This is a genomic window from Peptoanaerobacter stomatis, assembly GCF_000238115.1.
In the GTDB taxonomy this organism is placed as follows: domain Bacteria; phylum Bacillota; class Clostridia; order Peptostreptococcales; family Filifactoraceae; genus Peptoanaerobacter; species Peptoanaerobacter stomatis.
The window spans coordinates 247,149-270,515 of sequence record NZ_JH414546.1; the positions used below are offsets into that span (position 1 = coordinate 247,149).

Genomic DNA, 23,367 nt, shown 5'->3' on the forward strand with positions numbered 1-23,367 from the left:
TTAGAATAAAAATACAAATTTTCTATTTATAAATTATTATATTTTATAAAACTGATTTTTATTGTTTATACTAATTTTGATATTAGTTTTATACAAAATTTTATAAACTTGTTTAATAATATGTTAATAATATAACGAATGTGCTTTTTAATTAAGGGGTGAAGAAAATTGAACATACAGTTTAAAATTAATGAAAAGCAGATGAATATGGAAGTGGATCCTACAAAAAGACTTATAGATTTTTTGAGGGACGACTTAAATTTAAAAGGTGTAAAAGAAGGCTGCTCAGAAGGAGAATGCGGTGCCTGTACTGTGATTATGGATTCTAAAGCTGTTACAAGCTGTACAGTTCTTACAGGGCAAATAAATAATACGGAGATAATTACAATAGAAGGCTTGGAAAAAAACGGACAGCTTGACAAAATACAAAAAGCTTTTATAGATAACGGTGCAATACAATGTGGATTTTGCACACCAGGAATGATACTAAGTATAAAAGCTCTTATGATGAACAATGAAAATCCTACTATGGAAGATGTAAAAGAGGCAATCGAAGGCAATCTATGCAGATGTACAGGATATGCGAGCATATTCGATGCAACAAGGGCATTATTAGCGGAGGCTCAAAATGAATAATTTTTATCAGCCAAATAGTGAAAAAGAACTCGTAGAAGTATTAAAACTTAAAGATGAAAATACAATACTTTTAGCAGGTGCCACCGATGTTATGGTGGAAATGAAACAAAAAAGAATATTCGATAAAGATTTTATAGATTTGACAAAAATTTCAGAGTTTAATTTTATCAAGGAATTTGATGACAATGTACAAATAGGCTCTATCACAAAAATACAAGACATAGCTGACAACGATATAATAAAAGATAATTTTCATTCACTTGCCACTGCAACAAGACATGTGGGTTCAAAACAGATACGAAACAGAGCGACAATAGGCGGCAATGTAGCAAATGCTTCTCAAAGTGCAGATACACTACCGGTATTATTCAGCTTGAATGCACTATGCGAAGTGATAAACTCAAACGGCATTAAAAGAATATTAAAAGTTGATGACTTGATAATAGGAAGAGGTAAGACAAATCTTGAAAAAGATGAAGCGATTACAAAAATAATCATACCTAAGACTTCAAAATACAACTACTTTTCCAAACTCGGTTCAAGAAAAGAAGTTACAATTTCAAAAATAAACTGTGGCAGTTTATTTATACTGAAGGATTTTCAAATAGAAAAATCTCATATATATATAGGCGCTATTGGAATAAAGGCTATAAACGCAATAGAATTGGAGCAATATTTTAACGGAAAAGATATACGTAAAATAGAAGATGAACATGTTAGAAAAATAGGTTTTGATATAGTCGAAAAAGCTATACCTAACAGAGAGTCAAAGTATTATAAAAGACAAGCAATTTACGGTATTTTGAGCGATATATTGGAAGAATTGAGGCACGACAATGGAATATAAATATTTAGGTAAAAGAATTATGAGAGAAGACTCCTATGAACGAGCCATAGGGAAAACTCAATACACACTCGATATGGAGAGAAAAGACGTCTTATTTGCAAAGCTTATATTATCTACAAAAGCCCATGCAAAGTACAGCTTGGATATAAGTGAAGCCGTAAAAGTGGACGGTATAGTAAAAATATATACATCTAAAGACGTAGAGCATACCAATTATTACAACTCTATGGAATGGTTCACAGGCATACAGGGAAAAAGAGATGAAAAACTGATAAACGATGTAGCAAGATTTGTAGGTGACAGAATAGGAATAGTAGTCGGAAAAAGCAAAGATTCCGTTGAAAAAGCACTTGCAAAAATAAAAGTAAATTATGAAGAATTAAAAGCGGTCGTAGATCTCAAAGACTCTATAAAAGATGAATTTATAATTAAAAATGATACTAACTTATGTTATAAAAAATCAATATCCTATGGAGATTTCGACCAGTCAAAAAAAAATGCCGACTACATAGTAAAGACAAGCGGTTCTACTCAAAAAATTCATCACTTGGCAATAGAACCTCATATATGTTTAAGTGAAATAGATATTTTCGGTAATCTTATAGTTTGGACACCATGTCAAGTGGCTTTTGCCGTTCAAATGCACATATCAAGAATACTCGATTTTCCTTACAACAAGGTAAGAGTCATAAAGTCCAATATGGGAGGCTCGTTCGGAGGCAAACAACAGCCGATATTAGAGCCGTTATCAGCATTTATAACACTTGATTTGAAAAAACCTATAATGCTTTATATGGATAGATATGACACATTAGTAGGCACTGTTTCAAGAAATCCTGTACAAGTGGATATTGAAACTGCGGTTACTAAAGAAGGAAAGATTCTCGGCAGAAAAATAGATGCATATGTAGACGGCGGAGCATATGATACAAATGCCACAAGTATAGTAAACGCTTTTATGAAAAAACTTTTCAGATTGTACGAAATCCCAAGTCAATGTGCAGAAGGTAAATCATATTATACCAATACAATTCCAGGCGGTGCAGCAAGAGCATACGGTGGACCTCAATCGCATGCAATCAGTGAGTTGAATATTGATGACATCGCAAGAAAATTAAATATGGATCCTTGCGAATTAAGATTACTTAATTTAGCAAAACCATATCAAGATGACCCTACAGGCGGACCTAATTTGGGAAATGCACAAGTAATAGAGTGTATGAAACAAGGTATGGAGAGATTCGATTGGTACAAAAGAAAAGAAAATATATATAAAAAAAATACCGACAGATATGCATATGGTATTGGAGTTGCTGCCGCAACTCATGGAAACGGATATAAAGGCGCATTTCCTGATTTTTGTAATGTTGAATTTACACTTTTCAGCGATTCAACTGCACTTGTGAAAATATCCGTTCATGAACAAGGCTGTGGTACTATAGCATCATTGACTCAAATAGCCGCTGAAGCACTTGATCTTGAACCTGCAAAAATCAGAATGACAGAAGCGGATACTTTATACACACCTTATGATGCTGCCGGAACTCAAGCGAGCAGAGTTACATTTGTAAACGGCGGAGCAATAAAAAAAGCAGGAGAACAATTAAGAGAAAAATTAATCGATGTAGCAGTTCAATTAAAAAATTTTGATAAAAAAGATATATATACAGATAACGGAAAAGTATTTTGTAAAAAAACAGGCGAAAGTGTAGATTACAGCGAACTTGTAAAATTTGCCGAAAAAAATAATTTTGAAGCTATGACGGTATATGTGCATCATGAACAGGAGGCGAATCCTGCATCATTTGCAGTATTTTTTGCAGAAGTAAAAATTGATAAATACACAGGAATAGTGGAAATAACAGATGCGTTAGCTGTTCATGACATAGGTCAGTCTGTAAACCCTTCACTCGTAGAAGGACAGATTTATGGTGGAGCGCATATGAGTCTCGGCATGGCATTAAGCGAAGAAATTGTCTATGATGAAAAAGGCAATGTAAAGACAAATTCTTTATCCAAATATCATATATTAAACTCTCAGGATATGCCTAAAATAGATATATTACTCATAGAGTCGGAAGATGAATCCGCTCCGTACGGCATCAAAAGCGTGGGCGAAATGAGCTGTGTTGCTCCGGCACCGGCTGTTATAAACGCTATAAATAACGCTCTTGGAACAAATATCACGAATTACCCTGCAACACCTGAAAAAATAATCGAAGCTATAGTAGAAAAGGAAAGTAGTATAAATAATTAAAATATTATTAAACAAGAGTCAAAACGCTTTATAATAAACAGTATATCAAATTTTAATATTTTTACACTTACTTATTAAACTTAGATTTTAATGTAGATTTACCAATTTTGTAAAAATATATCTTAAAAATTATCTTGCCTAAAATATGTATAAAACAATAATTTCACATATTGAGCTTGATAATTTTAAAGATATATCTTATATAATTATTTTCAAATAAATATTCATACACAATTATCCAAATGCAAGTATTAAAACGTAATTTTTTATAATAATTAAATTTAATTGTAAATGTTTCAAAATTCATAAAAATTATTTATTTGAAAATGTAAAAAATGTTTTAGGAGGGAGATATGGATACAAAAATTCTAAATGGAAGTAATCTCACACTTGAAGATGTTTACAATATTTCGTTCAATTATCAGAAAGTGGATGTAGATGAAGAAGCAAAAGAAAGAGTTGCAAAAGCAAGACAAGTATTGTTCGATATGGCGGCTGAAGGCAAGCCTGTATACGGACTTAACAGAGGTGTAGGTTGGAACAAGGACAAGGAATTTGATCAGGATTTTTTCACTCAATATAATAAAAATCTTCTGAATACACACTGCTTGGGAGTACCGCCTTATCACAGCGAAGAAGATGTAAGAGCAATTTTACTTTTAAGACTTAACAAAGTTTTGTCAGGTCATACAGGTATGTCACTTGAACTTATGCAAGCATATGTAGATTTTTTAAATCATAGAATTCATCCAAGAGTTCCTATGAGAGGTTCAATAGGTGAAGCTGATATAACAACACTAAGTCATATAGGACTTGCTTTTATAGGCGAAGAAGACGTTACATATAAAGGTGAAGTCATGAATTCCAAAAAAGCTATGGATATGGAAGGACTGAAACCTATAATATTAGGACCTAAAGACGGTCTTAGCATAGTGTCATCAAATGCACAAGGTGAGGCTATGGCTGTTATGGCACTGAGAGAAATCGAAGAAATAGTAGATTTATCAAACATAATATTTTGTTTAAGCCTTGAAGGTCTAAACGGAGTTATGGAGCAATTAAGAGAAGATGTAAACGTTACAAGAGGAATATACGGACAAATAAAAGTTGCAAGAGATTGCAGAAATTATTTAAAAGGAAGTTTCCTTCACGATAAAGATCCTGAAAGAGCGCTTCAAGACCCTCTAAGCTTCAGATGCGCACACTCAATAAACGGAAGTATTTTAGACGAACTCGAATTTGTAAAAAAATACTTGAATGTTCAAATCAACACAACAGATGACAACCCCTGCATAATACTTGAAGAAAACTCATCATTTGTAAGTGCCAATTTTGAAACTACGACTCTTGCAGTAGGTATAGAAATGCTTGCAACGGGACTTAGCCATCTGTCAAAATCATCATGCTACAGAACTATAAAGCTTGCAGATCCGGCATTTACAAAACTTACAAGATTTTTGACTGCCAAAGAAGTGGAAAGTATAGCATACGGAACAATACAAAAAACATTCACTATGCTTGATACTCAAAACAGAGGACTTGCAAATCCGAATTCAATGGACTTTTATTCACTTGCAGGCACGATAGAAGACCATGCGTCAAATCTTCCGCTTGCCGCATCAAGATTATACAAAATAGTGGATAACATAAGATATATAATCGGAATAGAAGCTATGCATGCTGTTCAAGCTATAGATTTAAGAGGAAATCATAAACTCGGTGAAGTCACAAAAAAAGCTTATGAAATAATAAGATCTGACATACCGTTTTTGGATAAAGACAGAAATTTGAGTAAAGATATTCAAAAAATATACAATATCATAAAATCAAATAAACTTCTTGAAATCATAAAATAATTAATTTAATACATAAAGGAGTGCTATAAAATGGAAAACGAAAAGAAAAATATAAGATGGGAAGTTTTTGTACCGTCTTTTATACTTGTAGCAATAGCTGCAATAATAGGTATAGTAAATAATCAAGCCTTGACAGAAACATCAAACAAATTTTTTGCTTGGTCTCTCGAAAGTTTCGGCTGGCTGTATCAATGGATTACAATCATAACTTTATTTCTTGTTTTTGCATTGTTATTTTCTAAAATCGGAAGTATAAAAATAGGTGGAAAAGATGCAAAACCTAAATACTCTTTCGGCACATGGTTTGCAATGACACTTACAGGTGGAGTTGCAACAGGTATAGTTACTTGGGGAGTAAATGAGCCTCTTATATATTTAGGAAATATTTACGGAGAACTTGAAACCCTTGGAATAGAACCTGGAAGCGCAGAGGCTGTAAGATTTGCAATAGGCAGATGCTTTTATAACTGGACATTTTTACCATACGCTTTATATGCCTTGACAGGTGTAATAGTTGCTTATGTATACTTCAACAAGAAAAAACAATTAAACGTAACATCGACATTAGAACCTTTATTTGGCGAAAAAGTCAGAAAAGGCGCTTTTGCAAGTGTGGTTGATACTCTTTCTATGCTTGCTATAGTTCTTGGTCTTTGCTCAGGTCTTACTATGTGCATAGTTTTAATAAGTACAGGTATAAGCTATTCTTATAAAGTAGATGTTACACTTCCACTTTTCATAGGAATTGGTGTGCTTATAATTGCGGCATTTACATTATCTTCTTATGTCGGACTTGACAACGGTCTTAAAAAATTAGCAGGATTAAATGCATATTTTTATTATGGACTTTTAATACTTATAATAGTTACAGGTCCTACACTTTTCATACTTAGAAATACAACAGCAGGTATGGCTGAATGGTTGCAAAATTTCTGGTCTTGGGGATTGGATCCTATAGATATAGGTGGAGCCGCACTTACTCGTTCATGGACACTTTTTGACTGGTCAGTATGGATTGCTTATGCTCCTGTTACAGGAATATTCTTGGGACAAATATCTTATGGTAGAACTATAAGACAATGCTTAATAATAAATCTTATACTACCTGCAATATTCGGTATAATTTGGTTTGGAGTTTGGGGTAATGCAGCTATAAATATGCAAATTACAAACCAAGTGGATCTTGTAAGCACTATACAAAATGCCAATTCGGTTACTGCTCTATATCAGTTCATAGAAAATATGCCGTTCGGTCTTGGAACAATATTAATACCTATAAATATATTTGTAATCCTTATTTCATTCGTTACAGCAGCCGATGCAACTGCAAACAACGTAGCATCTATGTGCATAAAAGACATACCTATAGGTTCTGAAGCTCCCGGATCTTTAAAAATATTATGGGGAGTTACAATAGGTATAATAGCTATAATAATGGCTGCATTCGGTGGCGGAGAGCAAGGTGTTCAAGGTGTTAAATCACTTGCAGCCGCAGGAGGTTTCGTAGTTTTATTCATATTCATATTGCAAATAATTTCAAGTATAAAAATGTTCTTTATAGACAAGATAGAAGAATAACCTGATTTTGTACAATAAAAAAATAAGTGTATTTGTAATTTGTCTTAACAATTTTACAAATACACTTATTTTTATGATTTTTTAATTATTATATCCTTGAGCGGCTTGTCTGTCCGCATCATATGATTTTTTAAATTCGTAAAAGGTATCTCTTATTTCTCCTTCCAATGCTTTTATCTCTCCACCTGATATTTGTACCTTTACATGCTCCTCTATATCTCCGGTGTTCATATTAGTCTTAGTGTAAGAAAATATATCTGATAAATCCTGTTTTTCATAGCTTGTCTTGTACTCATATCTTATGTGATTTTCGAGTTTTTCCAAAGTTCCCACATAATATGGAAAGTCTGAATAAGCTTTGTACAATATATCATATATTTCAGAGTTTTGAGCGGATAACGGAGGATAGTTCTTTTCCTGATAGCTTAGTGCTATTTTAGCATCCTCTCTACCTATTTCAATAAGATATTCTTTTGCCGATGATACTATCTGATTGTTCACATTTTCCTGTTGTTTAGTGTTGGAATTGTAAAGTTTAATCATATCTATTATGTCATCAGGAAACAACTCCTGTAGACTTACTTCATACAATGAACCGTCTTTTGTTTCTGCAAAATTTGACAACTTATAATTGCCGTATTCATCTTTTGTAAAAGTTATAACTGCCGGTGAGTTCATCTCAGCACATTCTTCAAATATTCCGTTTTGAAATTGAAACTGCATATATGTCATATATACATAGACTGTCGTATTTATACCGTCCACTTCCGTTCCCAAAGTTATATGCCCCTGAGCTGCAAATTCTCCATTATATACTTTGTCCTTATTATGAGATAATATGGCATTTGATATGCTTTCTTCCAAATTTGGAGTATACGTTTGAACTTCGTTAAAATCTATTGAATCTATCTTTTTTATATATTCTTTGAAATCTTCAAGCGTAGCCGTAAATTCAAACGGATCTTTTCCTATCAATTCTGTTGCCCATTGTCTTTGCCTTGACTCTATCGGATACAATGCTCCATTCTTATTTATTGACATTTCAACTTTATCACAATTTTCGATGAGTGATAATATTATCATAGAATTATAACTGAAATTGGATTTGATATTTTTTGTAGTTTCCTGGTTTTCGTTTGATGAGCTGAATATTATATTAAGCGATTTCGGCAAGTCATCAGATGTCTGTAACTCTATTCCAGAATATTTAAGTTCTTCCGGAAATTTAAGCGAATTAACTATCTTTGATACTTTTGAGTTATCGCCTATATAATTGGTACGCATAGTATATATTTGTTCATCCCAATCTTTGGCATTTATAGGTATTTCAGTGTTTTTATCTGCAAAATCCAAAAATACTTTCGCCACAATAAGCGAAACTATAACTCCAAGTACAACTATTATTCCAATCAAAAATTTTTTATTCATAAATACCTCCACAGTAAAGCTAAGTCTTAAATTATCATAAGCCAATCAAAAAATTTATACTCTCAGACTTAGTCTGTATCCATTTTCTCAAATTTTTATATAAAAAGCTATACAAATTCAAGAAAAAAATATATAATTTAAAGGTTATATACTGTCAATCTTTTAACATATATATTTTATATTATATATTAAAAACTCGTAATATGGAATAAATTTACATATAAATGTTAATATTTTGTAAATTATATAGTATAATATATAAAATGAAGTTTTTATTTTAGGAGGTAATATTTTGAGAGACATACTTATAAGCAACATATTTATGATCGCCGTTGTATTAGGCTACACTATTTTCGTAGGTAATCATTTTTTAAGGTTCAAAAAATTAGCCGGTAATAAGGTTGGTGAATATAAACACAAGTCCACGGTGAAAACTATGGGATATGTAATGCTTGCAATAGGTGCATTTTATGTGGTTATGTTCATACTTCAGGAGAAAAAGACTCCTACCATGATTTTTACATTTGCCTTATTTGTATATTTTGTGGCACTTGTATCATTTATCTCTATCAAAAACATACTTATGTACGAAAACGGTTTAATATATTCAGGTAAATTCTTGCTGTATCAAGATATGGAATCTATAGATAAACTGACAAAAAAAGGTATAAACATAAAAATGCAAAAAAAAGGATTGAGCGATACCGTATATATAAACAAGATTGAAGACGAAAAAGCATTCATTGCTGATGTAAAAAAACGTATGAAGTTTGCTAAAAAAGGCAAAAAGCTTGCAAAAAAATAGAGTAAAAATAGAAAGGAAAGACTATGAGAGCATTGGTGCAAAGATCTCTTAAATCAAGCGTATCAATAAAAACAGACGGAGAATATAAACTCAAAGAAAGTATAGAAAAAGGTTTCGTCGTATTACTCGGCGTATGTGACACAGATACTGATGATGATTTGAACAAACTTGTTGACAAAATATCAAAACTGAGAGTATTTGAAGATGAAAACGGCAAGATGAATTTATCTATAGCTGATTGCAATGGAGAAATACTTCTCATATCTCAATTTACTTTATATGCAAACTGCAAACACGGCAACAGACCGAGTTTTATAGATGCAGGCAAACCCGAATATGCCAACGAAATGTATGAGAAATTCGCATCTAAACTGAAAGAAAACGGCATAACTGTCAAAACAGGCATCTTCGGTGCAGATATGCTCGTAAATATAGAAAATCATGGTCCAGTAACTATAATGCTGGACTCTGATGAGTTATTGAAAAAATAACTGTATCACATCAAACTTTTAATTTCGGCTTGTTGATATTTTATACAATAATTATCAATAAGCCTGATTTTTTTATAAGCTCACTTCATACTAAAAACTACTATAATCTCTAATGAAATAATAGATAATTTATACAAAAAATCTATAAATACTATCATATTTTTAGGTTTACAATATAAGTGCAACACTTAATAAAATAAATTTACACAATGATATTTTCTATAGCTCTATTGAGTTTTAGTATAAGTATATTCAAAGCAAAAAATTATATACATTTTATCCATTGATTAAACAAATATCCGTATTAATATAAAAAGAGGTAGACATATGACTGATAGCAAAAGACAACTTGAATATTTCAAAACTGTTACCCATATGGGTTCTCTTATGCTGTCCAACGGCGGTGAAATTTTTAGAATTAATGCCGCTATGAATTATGGTGCAAAAAGTCTCGGTTTAAAAGATTTTAATGCTTATGTTATAGCAAATGCTGTATTTGCATCAATAACTATAGATGGCGAATTATACTCAACACGCATATGCTATGTACCATTGGCATCAACTAATTTATGCAGAGTGGAAGCTCTAAACGAGCTTTCAAGAAAACTGGCAAGCAAAAATTTTGAATATGAAGATATAAAAGATGAGCTTAAAAATATAGAAAATTTGGAATCATCATCAAAACTAATAAAAGTCATATGCTCCGGTCTTGGTAGCGGAAGTTTCTGCTACTTGTTCGGAGGAAGTTTTTATGATACTTTTGTATCTTTTATCGCCGGAGTTGTACTCTATTTTTTCTTATTGTATATAGTGCCTAAATTATCTATACCTAAAATTATGAGTTATATTGCCGGAAGTGCTATGGTAACACTGTTATGCCATACATTATACAGTCTCGGCATCGGAAACTATCTGGACAAAATAATAATAGGAGCGATATTTCCATTAGTGCCGGGTATCCCTATAACCAATGCAATAAGAAATTTTTTGGAAAACGATCATGTATCGGGACTTATCAGAATGGTAGATGCAATTATAACCGCCACTTGTATAGCTGCCGGTGTAGGTGTTGCGCTTAGAATTTGGATTATTATAGGAGGTCTTATATGAGATATATAGTACTTCAGCTTATTGCCGCTTTTATCGGAACGAGTGCTTTTTCCGTACTTTTCAGTGTTCCAAAAAAATATTATCTACATTGCGGTTTTGTTGGCAGTATAGGATGGGCGGTATATCTCGCTGTAAACCTTAATTTTCACAGACCTATAATAGCTACATTTATGGCAAGTTTGGTACTTACCGTCGTATCAAGATATTTATCTGTACAGTACAAAGCAACAACTACTATGTTTTTGCTTTGTGGTATATTTACAATAGTTCCCGGTGCTTGGATTTATTATACGGCATATTATGCAATAATAGGAAATGAAACAGAAGCAATACGCAAAGGCTTTGAAAGTATAAAATTGGCACTTTCTATAGGTATGGGCATAGGCGTTGCATACTCCATATCCCCGAAAGTATTCGGTTGGAAAAAATCAGTAGACGTATGGAGAGAAGATAAAGAATAAGTGTAAAAAACCGCTCAACATCTATATTTTATACTAATCCATAATAGAATAATAGATAATTTATCTGAAAACTCTATAAACAGTATTATATTTTAATGAAATTTATACAACACTATTTTTCTATAATTCTATTGATTTTTAGTATTATTTATAAATATGAGCGGTTTTTAATATTTTAATATCCAAATATTTTTCACTTTTATCGCTATGTCTATTTTTTATAAAATCTATCTACATAACTTTGTGCATTATCATATGTCAAATCAAACTTCGCCTTTATTCTTGACACTATCTCTTCTTTATCTAAAAATAATTCATTTCTATATACTTCTATTATATTTTGTATTCCTTTTTCCTCTCCTTCCAATCTACCTTCAGCCATTCCTTCCAATCTGCCTTCTTCTCTCAACATCTCTGATATTCTGCACATATCTCTCGCTCCTTCCTCGTCTTTTTTATAATACCATATTCTTTCTTTTAGTTCTTTGTAATATATTTCTTCTACTTCTTTGCATCTAAAATCATGCATTAATCTACCTAATTTGCTATCATCCTGTATACTTGAATTTACATATATTATGTGAGAATTATCATTAAATTCTGTATTTCCCAATTCTTTTATAGTCCTTTGTATGTGATATATAGGAAGATTGCCTTTTAATACATCATTTTCTGTTATAAATATTACATATGTTTTAGGTAAATTTTCTATGCTTTCTGATGGCTCTAATATATTCATATCTAAAAGTCCGCTGTGATATCTTGCTCTTTTAGGTGTCGCTCCACTGTTTTCTCTTTGCACTTCTATATTATATATTGTTCCTTGTTTGTCTTTTGCAAGTACATCCATTATTATTGAACGTCCTTGCAGATTTTTCATATCTGCTTGAATTTTAAGCTGTGTTATTTGCAAATCATCTTTTTCCATTATTATTTTTAATACCAATTCACTGCATTTCACATCTTCAAATACTTTTCTCATAAATGTATCATCTAAGAGAACAAATTCCTGTATTAATTTTTTATATCTTTCATAATTTTTTTCGCTTATTTGCAATTTATCATTATTCATTTATTAAACTCCGTTTATTTCGTTTTTTATAATACTGATTCCTTGTTAAAAAAAATTGCAATTTTTATTATTTAAAATATATTGTTTATATGTATTTATTGTTTGATTTTATAATATTATTATATCATAAATACTTATTGTATAGTATATTGAAAATAACATTTTTTACTTCCATACTTTTTTCATTTATTCAAATTTATCTGTATATACGTTGACTATTTTATAGTAAATTACTTCAAAACTCTTAAAAAATATAGTATAATTATTCCTAAATATGCCATATGTCCTTTTTTGTTTTTTGTAATTAAATTATAATACAATTGTTATAATAGATGTAATTAATTTGTATGTTTCAATATATAAATAAAATATAATTATATTTTCCAATCGAAAGGAAATGATTATGAATAAAAGTGAATTAATACGACTTGCGTTTAAAGCAAGGGAAAACGCATACACTCCGTATTCAAATTTTAAAGTAGGTGCGGCACTGCTTGCAAAAAACGGTAAAATATATCAAGGTTGCAACATAGAAAATGCAACATATTCACCTACCAATTGTGCTGAGCGAACCGCCTTTTTCAAAGCTGTCTCTGAAGGTGTAAGAGAGTTTAATGCTATTGCGATTGTTGGCGGACTTGAAACTACAAAAAACGGAGAATTTGAATACACTCCACCATGCGGTGTATGCAGACAGGTTATGATGGAATTTTGTGATTATGATAACTTTACGGTTATCCTTGCAAAATCCGAACAGGAGTATAAAGAATATAAATTGAGTGAAATAATGCCGCTTGGGTTTAATAAAGATAATTTAAAAAACTAAAATTAATGCCATAGATATTGACTTATATTGATGTGAAATGCAGTGAATTGATATTAAAAATAATTGAGTAAATAAAATTTGTTCTATAAAACGTGTAAAATAAGGCAGACGAATATATCTTGAATGCCTGTATTTTAGCTATATAAAGGAGGCGAACACTAATTGAGTAATGTAATTGAAATGAATCATATTACCAAAAAATTTGGTGATTTCAAAGCACTGGACGATGTTACATTGCATATTGAAAAGGGTGAAATCCATGCCTTGTTGGGTGAAAATGGCGCCGGAAAATCTACTCTTATGAGTGTATTATTCGGTCTATATCAGCCTGAAGAAGGTGAAATATATATAAATGGAAAAAAAGAAGATATAAACAACCCAAATATAGCCAATGATCTCGGCATAGGTATGGTACATCAACATTTCAAGCTTGTTCATAATTTTACTGTGCTTGAAAACATTGTATTAGGTCACGAAACTGTAAATGCCGGATTTTTAAAGATGACAGAGGCAAGAAAAAAAGTAGTTGAGCTTTCTGAAAATTATAAATTCAACATAAATCCTGATGCGTACATATCCGATATAACGGTAGGCATGCAACAAAAAGTTGAAATTCTCAAGATGTTGTACTGCGACAATGATATATTAATATTTGATGAGCCTACAGCTGTACTTACTCCACAAGAAATAGATGAGCTCATGGAAATTATGAAGCAAATGGCAAAAGAAGGTAAATCAATAGTTTTTATAACTCACAAACTCAATGAAATAAAGGCTGTTGCAGACAGATGTAGTGTACTTAGAAAAGGGAAATATATAGGTACTGTTGATGTAAAATCTACCTCAAAAGAAGAAATGTCGGAAATGATGGTAGGCAGAAAAGTCAATCTGAATGTTTATAAAAAAGAGCAACAAGCAGGTGATACAGTTCTTGAAGTAAAAAATCTTACCATAAAAGACCAAATACACACAGGAAAAAATGCGGTATCCAATGTATCATTTACAGCAAGAAAAGGTGAAATAATAACAATTGCCGGTATAGACGGAAACGGACAGTCGGAACTTGTATACGGAATAACAGGTCTTATACATGTGGAATCAGGTCAAATTATTTTAAACGGAAAAGATATAACTAACGAGAGTATAAGAAAAAGATGTTTGGACGGAATGGCTCATATTCCTGAAGATAGACATAAATTTGGTCTTGTACTTGATTATACTCTTGCCCAAAATCTTGTCCTACAAACTTATTATGATGACAGGTTTCAAAAAAACGGTTTTATAAAATTTGACGAAATATCAAAATATGCAAAAAAACTTATAGAGCAATATGACGTAAGAAGCGGACAGGGAGAAGAGTCAATCGTAAGAGGAATGTCCGGAGGCAATCAGCAAAAAGCGATAATAGCAAGAGAACTTGACAGAGATCCTGATATTGTAATAGCAGTACAACCTGTAAGAGGATTAGACGTAGGTGCAATAGAGTACATTCACAAAAAATTGGTTGAGCAAAGAGATAAAGGAAAAGTAGTCTTATTAGTATCTTTTGAATTGGATGAAGTTATGAATTTAAGTGACAGAATACTTGTAATGTATGAGGGCGAGATAGTTGCGGACATAGACCCTAAAACCGCTACAACACAAGAACTCGGACTATATATGGCTGGAACAAAGAGAGGTATAGGATATGAAAAACAATAACAAAAATTTTCAAAAATCAATAATAAGTTTTTCTTCATCTATAATGGCTATACTTGCCGGTTTGCTCTTCGGACTTATAATCCTTTTGGTGTCAAATGCCAAGCAAGCAAGTGCAGGTTTTATCACAATATTACAAGGTGGACTTGTAAACGGTATGACCGGTATAGGTCAAACTGTAAATTTAGCAGTACCTATAATAATGACAGGTCTTGCGGTAGGTTTTGCTTTTAGAACCGGACTTTTTAACATAGGAGCTGCCGGACAATTTACATTGGGTTCATTTGTAGCTGTTTTAGTCGGTATAAAATTTACATTTTTACCTCCTGTAATACATTTTATTGTGGCTCTTATACTTGCAGGAATTGCCGGAGGATTATGGGGATTCATACCTGGATTTTTAAAAACCGTAGCAAATGTAAATGAAGTTATATCATCTATTATGACAAATTATATAGGAATATTTTTTGTAAATATGATGATTCCTAAACTAAAATTATATGACCAGTTAAAAAACCAAACACTGCCTGTAGCAGAATCTGCAAAAACACCAAGACTCGGTCTTGATATACTGTTTCCTGACGCAAACTTGGATATGGCACTTTTAATAGTGATAATAGCAGTAGTAATAATATATATAATTATCGAAAAAACTACTTTCGGCTTTGAATTAAAAGCCTGTGGTATGAACAAAGATGCGAGTAGATATGCAGGTATAAATGACAAAAAAAATATCATACTTGCAATGTCAATATCAGGTGTACTTGCAGGAATTGGCGGAGCACTTATGTATCTCGGCTCTACAGGTAAATATATGCAGGTGCTTGACGTAATAGCTCCCGAAGGCTTTAACGGTATATCAGTCGCATTACTTGGCGTATCAAATCCTATAGGTATATTATTTGCAGGTCTATTCATTGCACACATAACAGTAGGCGGATATAATTTACAGCTTTTAAGTTTTGTTCCGGAAGTAATAGATATGATAGTTGCGGCTATAATATATTGTGGTGCGTTCTCTTTAGTATTTAAAACTATAATCTTAAAATTATTTTTTGATAAAAAAGACAAAAAGGAGGATAAACAATAATGAACACAATCTATTATATAGTTCAACAGACAATGTTTTTTGCAATTCCTCTTTTAATAGTCGCTCTCGCAGGTATGTTCTGTGAAAGAAGCGGAATTATAAATATAGCACTTGAAGGAATAATGGTAATCGGTGCATTCTTCGGTATAGGATTTATAGCTTTAATGCAAATGAATGATTCTCCTATGAATCCTCAACTTATGCTGTTAGTAGCTATAATTATTGCAGGCGTTGCCGGTGGACTTTTTTCACTGCTTCACGCTTTCGCCTCAATAAATCTGAAAGCCGATCAAACAATATCAGGTACAGCACTTAATATGTTTGCACCTGCTGCTGTAATATTTACAGCGAGAATACTACAAAGTGTACAACAAGTACAATTTGCAGATAAATTTCACATAACAGAAGTACCTGTTCTGTCAGGTATACCTATAATAGGCTCAATGTTCTTCAAAAACGCTTATATAACTACTTATGTAGGCTTGATAATATATTTAATATCTTATATCCTTATCACACATACAAGATTCGGCTTAAGACTGAGAGCTTGCGGAGAGCATCCTCAAGCCGCTGATTCTGTAGGTATAAATGTATATTTCATAAGATATATGGGCGTTTTAATATCAGGAATATTGGCAGGTATAGGCGGAATAGTTTTTGTAGTACCTACTTCTACAAACTTCAATGCAACAGTTGCAGGTTATGGCTTCTTGGCACTTGCGGTTTTGATATTCGGTCAATGGAGATGTCAAAAAATATTCTTCTCAGCATTTTTCTTTGGTATTATGAAGACTTTTGCGGCTGCATACTCAGGCATACCAATTTTAAAAGACTTACCTATATCAGCCAATGTGTTCAAGATGATACCATATATAATAACACTGCTCGTGCTTGTATTTATGTCCAAAAACTCTCAAGCCCCTAAAGCAGAAGGTATCCCATATGATAAATCAGTGAGATAAAACTAAGTTTATAAACTTACAAAAAACAAAAAAATATTTATAATTTAGTCAATTAAGAGCAATACCTTTATTTATTAAATAAATATATTTACAACTAAAAACCATGACTTGTTTAATTCGTTTATAAAGTTAAGGAAATACAACATTTTAAAAATCTCATTATTTTAAATAGTTTTTAGCATTACAATTCAAATATTCTATATAAAAAATTCGCTTAATTAAATTTACAACAACCTATAAAAAAGGGGTGATACCGATGTATATGTATGATTTAATTATGAAAAAACGTGATGGAAATGTATTAAGTGAAAAAGAAATAAGAGAAATGGTAAGTGAATATGTAGAGGGAAATATACCTGATTATCAGATGTCTGCAATGCTTATGGCTATATATTTTAAAGGTATGAACAGCCAAGAAACATTTGTATTGACAGATGCAATGGCACATTCAGGCGATATAGTTGATTTATCCGCAATACAAGGCATAAAAATTGATAAGCACTCTACAGGCGGAGTTGGAGATAAAACAACTCTAATAATTTCTCCTATAGTAGCATCTTATGGTGTAAAAGTTGCAAAGATGTCAGGAAGAGGACTTGGCCATACAGGCGGAACAATAGATAAACTTGAAGCCATACCTAATATGAAAACTACACTGACACAAAAAGAATTTTTCGATGTAGTAAATAAAGCAGGATTTTCTGTGATAGGACAATCCGGAAATTTAGCACCTTGCGACAAAAAATTATATGCACTTAGAGATGTAACCGCAACTGTAGACTCTATACCGCTAATTGCATCATCAATTATGAGCAAAAAATTGGCAGCAGGTTCAGATTGCATACTTCTTGATGTAAAGACCGGAAGTGGTGCATTTATGAAAACATTGGACGGTTCGATTGAATTATCAAAAGCTATGGTTGACATAGGTGAGCGTTCAGGAAAAAGAACAGTAGCACTTATAACAGACATGGATATACCTCTTGGAAATAATATAGGAAACTCACTTGAAGTAATTGAAGCGGTAGATGTATTACTTGGAAAAGGTGCAAAAGACTTAACTGACGTATGCATAGAATTATCAGCTAATATGCTTTACTTAGCGCAAAAAGGCGATTTGGATAAATGCAGACAAATGGCAATTGACGCAATAAAAAATAAATCAGCCTATGAATATCTCAAAAAAATGGTAGCACTTCAAGGTGGAGATATATCTGTAATAGAAAATACAGACAATTTTGAAAAATCAAAAATAATCTATGAAGTAAAATCAACTAAAAGCGGTTATATATCAAAAATGAATACGCAACAAATAGGATTATGCTCTTCACACTTAGGAGCCGGCAGAATGACAAAGGATTCTCCGATAGATTATTCAGCAGGAATAATACTGTCGAAAAAAGTAGGAGATTATGTAAATAAAGGCGATGTACTTGCTAAGTTTTACACAAATGATGAAAACTGCATAAATTCTGTAGAGCAAAACTATATAAAAGCTCTACAATTCAGCAAAGATAAACCAAAAGAAGAAAAACTTGTATTTGCAAGAATTGAAAAAGACAGCATAAATAAATTTTGATTTATCATCTTGTCTAACTTTGTCAGACTTCACATCAAGTCTCAGTTATGTAGGCTAAGTACATACATTCGACTTTCGTTCGTCTGATACATTATCCAAGTGCTAAATTAAAATTAATACTATATTTCTAAGTATAAAATAAAAATTATTTTTAGTAAATTAAAACAATAATTTGGTATTCGAAAAATATAAATTATAATATTTTTAAATATTTTGATCTTTTACAGTTTTTTTATGCTTGAGTAAAATTTGTTCTATAAAACGTGTAGAACGAGGCTGACAAGTAGAGCTTGAGTGCGTGCACTGAAGTTACACAAGCGAAAGCTCTGCAAAGCCCAACTAAGTAAATGCACGGTTTTAGGGCAAATTTTGATAAATTAAATGTTGACCATTATACCAAATTGTACTATTATTAAAGGAGAAGATTTTATGAAAAATGAAGAAATATTTCCCAAAATAGACCATACTGTATTAAAAGCTTTCACAACGTGGAGCGATATAGCAAAGTTGTGTGATGAAGCTATAAAATATGGTATGGCAAGTGTTTGTGTACCACCTTGTTACATAAAAAAAATAAAAGATACCTATGGAGATAAAATAAATGTATGCACAGTTATAGGATTTCCACTTGGGTACAATACAACAGATGTGAAAGTTTTTGAAACAAAAAAAGCTATTGAAGACGGAGTAGGAGAAGTTGATATGGTAATAAACATCTGTGAAGTAAAAAACAACAACTTTTCTTACATAGAAAATGAAATAAAACAAATAAGACTGGCTGCTAAAGATGTAATACTTAAAGTAATAGTGGAAACTTGCTATTTAACTGATGAAGAAAAAGAAAAACTATGTAAGATAGTAAGCGATGCAAAGGCAGATTACATCAAAACAAGCACAGGTTTTGGAACAGGCGGTGCAAGTTTACAAGACATAGCACTCTTCAAAAAACACATATCAAATGATGTCAAAATGAAGGCCTCAGGAGGAATCAAGACAAAAGCTGATATGGAGAACTATATTGACGCAGGTTGTAGCAGAATAGGTACAAGTTCAGCTATTTCACTGATAGATTAAAAAAAATATTTTTTATTTTAGGAGGCAATTTATTATGAAAAAGAAACTTTTTAGTGTTTTGCTTTCAGTTGTTATGGCATCTACACTATTAGTAGGTTGCGGTGGTTCAAACCAAACCGCTGAGAAAAAAGAGGAAACAAAAACGGAGCAATCAGAAGCAAAAAATGATGAACAATCAGCTGATGAAGCAGAAATAGCTCTAATAACAGACGTTGGAACAATTGATGACAAATCATTCAACCAAGGAGCTTGGGAAGGCGTTGAGCAATTTGCAAAAGAAGCCGGAAAAACTCATAAATACTACAAACCGACTGAAAAATCAGATGCAGCTTGTATAACAGCAATCGAGCTTGCAATAAAAGGTGGAGCAAAAGTTGTGGTTTGTCCAGGATTTTTATTTGAAGTACCAATTTACAAAATGCAAACAAAATACCCTGATACAAAATTCATAATATTAGACGGTGCACCACATGATTTGAATAAAGACGCAGAAATCACTGAAAACACAGCATCTATATTCTATGCGGAAGAACAATCAGGATACCTTGCAGGTTATGCAGCAGTTAAAGAAGGATATAGACAATTAGGATTTATGGGTGGAATAGCCGTACCCGCTGTTATAAGATTCGGATACGGATATATACAAGGTGCAGACGCAGCTGCTAAAGAACTTAATTTAGCAAAAGATGAGGTAAAAATAAAATATACTTACGTTGGAAATTTCGATGCAACTCCTGAAAATGAAACAAAAGCATCTTCTTGGTTCACAGATGGAACAGAAGTAATATTTGCTTGTGGTGGAGCAGTTGGAAACTCTGTAATGAAAGCCGCAGAAAAATCTAAAAAAGCAGTTATAGGTGTTGACGTTGACCAATCAGGTGAATCAGAAACAGTTATAACATCAGCAATGAAAAACCTTAAAAACTCAGTATATGAAACATTAAAAACTATATATGATGATAAATTTGAAGGCGGAAAATCAGTTGTACTTGGCGCAGATACAGGTAACGTGCTATTAGCTATGGATACAGCAAGATTCAAAAACTTCACAAAAGAAGAATATGATAAAATATATCAAGACATAGTTGACGGTAAAGTAGTTGTAAACAAAGACGATATAGCAGAAAACGCTGCAGAAGTACCTACTGAATTGGTAAAAGTTGAAAATATACAATAATATACAACAATTTAAAAACTGTCCTTATTTGAGGACGGTTTTTTTATAAAAATACAGCTGAAATTTTTATATATTATACCTTTATATTGTTATAAACACTAATTGAAAATATAATATATTCATATTGTTAAAACATTACAGTTTTTCAAAATAATCAATTATATATAATTTATAATATTATAATTATTAATAGTGTTCAGTATTAATAACTTTTATTTTAATTAGCTAACCATTTTCTTAATTTAAGGAGAAATATGATTAACATAGATAACTTTCCTAATATTCCTAAAGAAAATAAAGAATATTTTTTGAACTATATAAAAACTGCTCCCGAAAATATGTTAAAAAATTTAAAAGTTAAAAAATTGCCTAAAGATACTATATTCATAAGAGAAAACGAAAGTGTAGATAATATATATATTCTTTTAGACGGAGTTGTTCGAGCCGTAGATTATCGAATGCACGGAATTTCATACGAATTTATGCGATTTTATCCTGTAAAAATGCTTGGAGCAATGGAAATAGTTTTAGATATAGAAAAATACTGCACCACGCTTATAACAGAAACGTCCTGCACCATATTGGTATGTCCTGCAAAAGAGTTTTCAAATTGGATATTAAACGATCTAAACGCCATAAAAATGGAAATGAAAACAATAGGAACATATCTTTTAGAAGAAGACAGACAAAACAGATTATTTCTATTTTTACAGGGAAGAGACAGACTTTTTGTCCTATTAATGCAATACTATGAAAAATATTCCAAAAACGACAGGTGCCTTGTAAAACTCACACGTTTGGAATTATCGGACAGAACAGGTATCAGCATAAGAACCATCAACCGTTCAATCAGAAAAATGCAAGAAGAAGGACTTATAAATAAGGAAAATTCAAAAATATTAATAACAAAAAAACAATATGAAAAAATGTTAAATTATATATCAGAAAAAATAGATTAAGGAGGACTAATATGAGTATTCCAACACCTCATATCACAGCAAAATATGGAGAAATAGCAAAAAAAGTATTAATGCCGGGAGACCCGCTAAGAGCAAAATTTATAGCCGAAAAATACCTTCAAGACATAGTATGCTTCAATACAGTTAGAAATATGTTCGGATATACAGGCACATACAAAGGCGAAAAAGTATCCATAATGGGTAGCGGTATGGGTATGCCGTCAATCGGTATATATTCATACGAACTATATAAATTTTATGATGTAGACTCAATAATAAGAATAGGCTCAGCCGGCTCATTAAGAGATGATGTTCACGTTATGGATATAGTTATAGGAATGGGTGCCTGCACAAACTCAAACTATGTATCACAATACAAATTAAATGGAACATTTGCACCTATAGCAAATTATGAGTTGTTAAACAAAGCTGTAGAAGTTGCAAAACTTCAAGGAAAAAAAACAGTGGTAGGCAATATATTGTCATCAGATACATTTTATAGTAATGATACTACTGCAAACGACTCTTGGAAAAAAATGGGAGTAATAGCAGTAGAAATGGAAGCTGCCGCACTTTATATGAACGCTGCACTTCTTAATAAAAAAGCACTGTGTATGCTTACGATATCCGACCATATATATTTAGATGAAAATCTGTCAGCAGAACAAAGACAATTAGGATTTTCAAATATGATAGAAATAGCACTTGATATTTAAAATGAAAAAGGCGGTTAGATTTTACTCTAATCGCCTTTAATACTAATTTCTATCTTCTATTAGGTTTCAGTATAATACTATTATTTAAAATATAAATACAGCTGATTAATTTTAAAACAAATCCAATATTTATAAAATATTCATCTATATTAAAAAAATAATGAATAGAAAAATTTTCTTTACATATCCGTTTTTAACCTGAATTACTATATTTAATGAACTTTTAAATAAAGTATATACTGCAAAAAAATTAAATGTAACTGGAAAATATAGAAATATATTGATATAATGAAATAAATAAAAATATAAATTTAGGAAAAATAAAATGGAAAAAAAGAATAAAATAAACAAAAAAGACATAATAAACAGAAAGACAAAAGATACAGTATTCACAGATTTATTCAGAAACAAAAAATATCTTCTGCAACTGTATCAAGATCTTCACCCCGAAGACTTGGACACAAGACAAGAAGATTTACAAATAATAACACTCGAAAACATATTAGTACACAGTATGTATAACGACTTAGGATTTATAGCAAAAGACAAACTTTTAATATTAGTAGAAGCCCAAAGCACACAATCAGTCAATATAGCACTCAGAATGTTATTATATCTTTCACAAACAGTAAAAGACTATCTGCAAGAAAACAGACTCAACGTACACAGTAAAAAGCAAATAATTCTACCAACACCCGAGTTTTATGTGATATATACAGGAGAAGACAAAAAAGGAAACAGAACA

Annotated in this window: 20 protein-coding genes and 1 pseudogene; 19 read left to right on the top strand and 2 right to left on the bottom strand. The window is 31.6% G+C overall.

Annotation, left to right across the window (positions count from 1 at the left end):
- Window positions 1-168: 168 nt before the first annotated feature.
- The 5 genes from HMPREF9629_RS01040 to HMPREF9629_RS01060 all read left to right on the top strand — a co-directional run bounded on the left by HMPREF9629_RS01040 (window position 169) and on the right by HMPREF9629_RS01060 (window position 7,174).
- Window positions 169-636, top strand: coding sequence for a (2Fe-2S)-binding protein (locus HMPREF9629_RS01040; protein WP_009524450.1), 468 nt, complete (start codon window positions 169-171; stop codon window positions 634-636).
- On the top strand, window positions 629-1,483 hold the full coding sequence (locus HMPREF9629_RS01045; protein WP_009524451.1) for an FAD binding domain-containing protein: 855 nt from the start codon (window positions 629-631) through the stop codon (window positions 1,481-1,483). Before HMPREF9629_RS01040 ends, HMPREF9629_RS01045 begins: the two co-directional genes overlap by 8 nt.
- A complete protein-coding gene (locus tag HMPREF9629_RS01050) occupies window positions 1,473-3,740 on the top strand; it encodes a xanthine dehydrogenase family protein molybdopterin-binding subunit (protein ID WP_009524452.1) in 2,268 nt (755 codons plus the stop codon). The genes HMPREF9629_RS01045 and HMPREF9629_RS01050 overlap by 11 nt, the downstream gene beginning before the upstream one ends.
- Before the next feature lie 353 nt (window positions 3,741-4,093).
- Window positions 4,094-5,596, top strand: a complete 1,503-nt coding sequence (locus HMPREF9629_RS01055) for an HAL/PAL/TAL family ammonia-lyase (RefSeq protein ID WP_009524453.1) — start codon at window positions 4,094-4,096, stop codon at window positions 5,594-5,596.
- A 30-nt stretch (window positions 5,597-5,626) separates the two neighbouring features.
- Window positions 5,627-7,174 (top strand): BCCT family transporter, encoded by a 1,548-nt coding sequence (locus HMPREF9629_RS01060; RefSeq protein WP_009524454.1) that lies wholly within the window; start codon window positions 5,627-5,629, stop codon window positions 7,172-7,174.
- A gap of 81 nt (window positions 7,175-7,255) precedes the next feature.
- Here HMPREF9629_RS01060 and HMPREF9629_RS01065 read toward each other — a convergent pair whose 3' ends face one another.
- On the bottom strand, window positions 7,256-8,602 hold the full coding sequence (locus HMPREF9629_RS01065) for a DUF4825 domain-containing protein (protein WP_009524455.1): 1,347 nt from the start codon (window positions 8,600-8,602) through the stop codon (window positions 7,256-7,258).
- 292 nt (window positions 8,603-8,894) lie between these two features.
- Here HMPREF9629_RS01065 and HMPREF9629_RS01070 point away from each other — a divergent pair, with 292 nt between their 5' ends.
- From HMPREF9629_RS01070 to HMPREF9629_RS01085, 4 genes are all read left to right on the top strand, one after another.
- Complete coding sequence (locus tag HMPREF9629_RS01070) at window positions 8,895-9,407, top strand: hypothetical protein (RefSeq protein ID WP_009524456.1); 513 nt, start codon at window positions 8,895-8,897, stop codon at window positions 9,405-9,407.
- A 23-nt stretch (window positions 9,408-9,430) separates the two neighbouring features.
- Entirely contained in the window at window positions 9,431-9,898 is a 468-nt protein-coding gene (gene dtd, locus HMPREF9629_RS01075; protein WP_009524457.1) for a D-aminoacyl-tRNA deacylase, read from the top strand.
- A 327-nt stretch (window positions 9,899-10,225) separates the two neighbouring features.
- Window positions 10,226-11,008 carry a threonine/serine exporter family protein gene (locus tag HMPREF9629_RS01080; protein WP_009524458.1) on the top strand — a complete coding sequence of 261 codons (783 nt, stop codon included), beginning with the start codon at window positions 10,226-10,228 and terminating at the stop codon, window positions 11,006-11,008.
- On the top strand, window positions 11,005-11,469 hold the full coding sequence (locus HMPREF9629_RS01085; protein WP_009524459.1) for a threonine/serine exporter family protein: 465 nt from the start codon (window positions 11,005-11,007) through the stop codon (window positions 11,467-11,469). Before HMPREF9629_RS01080 ends, HMPREF9629_RS01085 begins: the two co-directional genes overlap by 4 nt.
- A 211-nt stretch (window positions 11,470-11,680) precedes the next feature.
- Here HMPREF9629_RS01085 and HMPREF9629_RS01090 read toward each other — a convergent pair whose 3' ends face one another.
- Window positions 11,681-12,541: a PD-(D/E)XK nuclease family transposase gene (locus tag HMPREF9629_RS01090; protein WP_009524460.1), complete on the bottom strand. Its 861-nt coding sequence runs from the start codon at window positions 12,539-12,541 to the stop codon at window positions 11,681-11,683.
- Window positions 12,542-12,944: 403 nt separating this feature from the next.
- Between HMPREF9629_RS01090 and HMPREF9629_RS01095 the strand changes: the two genes are divergently transcribed.
- From HMPREF9629_RS01095 to HMPREF9629_RS11855, 10 genes and pseudogenes are all read left to right on the top strand, one after another.
- A complete protein-coding gene (locus HMPREF9629_RS01095) occupies window positions 12,945-13,367 on the top strand; it encodes a cytidine deaminase (protein WP_009524461.1) in 423 nt (140 codons plus the stop codon).
- A 162-nt stretch (window positions 13,368-13,529) separates the two neighbouring features.
- A complete protein-coding gene (locus HMPREF9629_RS01100) occupies window positions 13,530-15,068 on the top strand; it encodes an ABC transporter ATP-binding protein (protein WP_009524462.1) in 1,539 nt (512 codons plus the stop codon).
- Window positions 15,055-16,155 (top strand): ABC transporter permease, encoded by a 1,101-nt coding sequence (locus HMPREF9629_RS01105; RefSeq protein ID WP_009524463.1) that lies wholly within the window; start codon window positions 15,055-15,057, stop codon window positions 16,153-16,155. Before HMPREF9629_RS01100 ends, HMPREF9629_RS01105 begins: the two co-directional genes overlap by 14 nt.
- Window positions 16,155-17,117: an ABC transporter permease gene (locus HMPREF9629_RS01110; protein WP_009524464.1), complete on the top strand. Its 963-nt coding sequence runs from the start codon at window positions 16,155-16,157 to the stop codon at window positions 17,115-17,117. Before HMPREF9629_RS01105 ends, HMPREF9629_RS01110 begins: the two co-directional genes overlap by 1 nt.
- 256 nt (window positions 17,118-17,373) lie before the next feature.
- Complete coding sequence (locus HMPREF9629_RS01115) at window positions 17,374-18,696, top strand: pyrimidine-nucleoside phosphorylase (RefSeq protein WP_009524465.1); 1,323 nt, start codon at window positions 17,374-17,376, stop codon at window positions 18,694-18,696.
- Between the two features lie 429 nt (window positions 18,697-19,125).
- Window positions 19,126-19,770, top strand: coding sequence for a deoxyribose-phosphate aldolase (gene deoC, locus HMPREF9629_RS01120; protein WP_009524466.1), 645 nt, complete (start codon window positions 19,126-19,128; stop codon window positions 19,768-19,770).
- Between the two features lie 34 nt (window positions 19,771-19,804).
- Window positions 19,805-20,947 (top strand): BMP family lipoprotein, encoded by a 1,143-nt coding sequence (locus tag HMPREF9629_RS01125; RefSeq protein ID WP_009524467.1) that lies wholly within the window; start codon window positions 19,805-19,807, stop codon window positions 20,945-20,947.
- Window positions 20,948-21,201: 254 nt separating this feature from the next.
- Window positions 21,202-21,906, top strand: coding sequence for a Crp/Fnr family transcriptional regulator (locus HMPREF9629_RS01130; protein WP_009524468.1), 705 nt, complete (start codon window positions 21,202-21,204; stop codon window positions 21,904-21,906).
- Between the two features lie 11 nt (window positions 21,907-21,917).
- A complete protein-coding gene (deoD, locus tag HMPREF9629_RS01135; protein WP_009524469.1) occupies window positions 21,918-22,622 on the top strand; it encodes a purine-nucleoside phosphorylase in 705 nt (234 codons plus the stop codon).
- A 325-nt stretch (window positions 22,623-22,947) separates the two neighbouring features.
- Window positions 22,948-23,367 (top strand): annotated as a pseudogene (locus tag HMPREF9629_RS11855) (hypothetical protein); the annotation flags it as partial.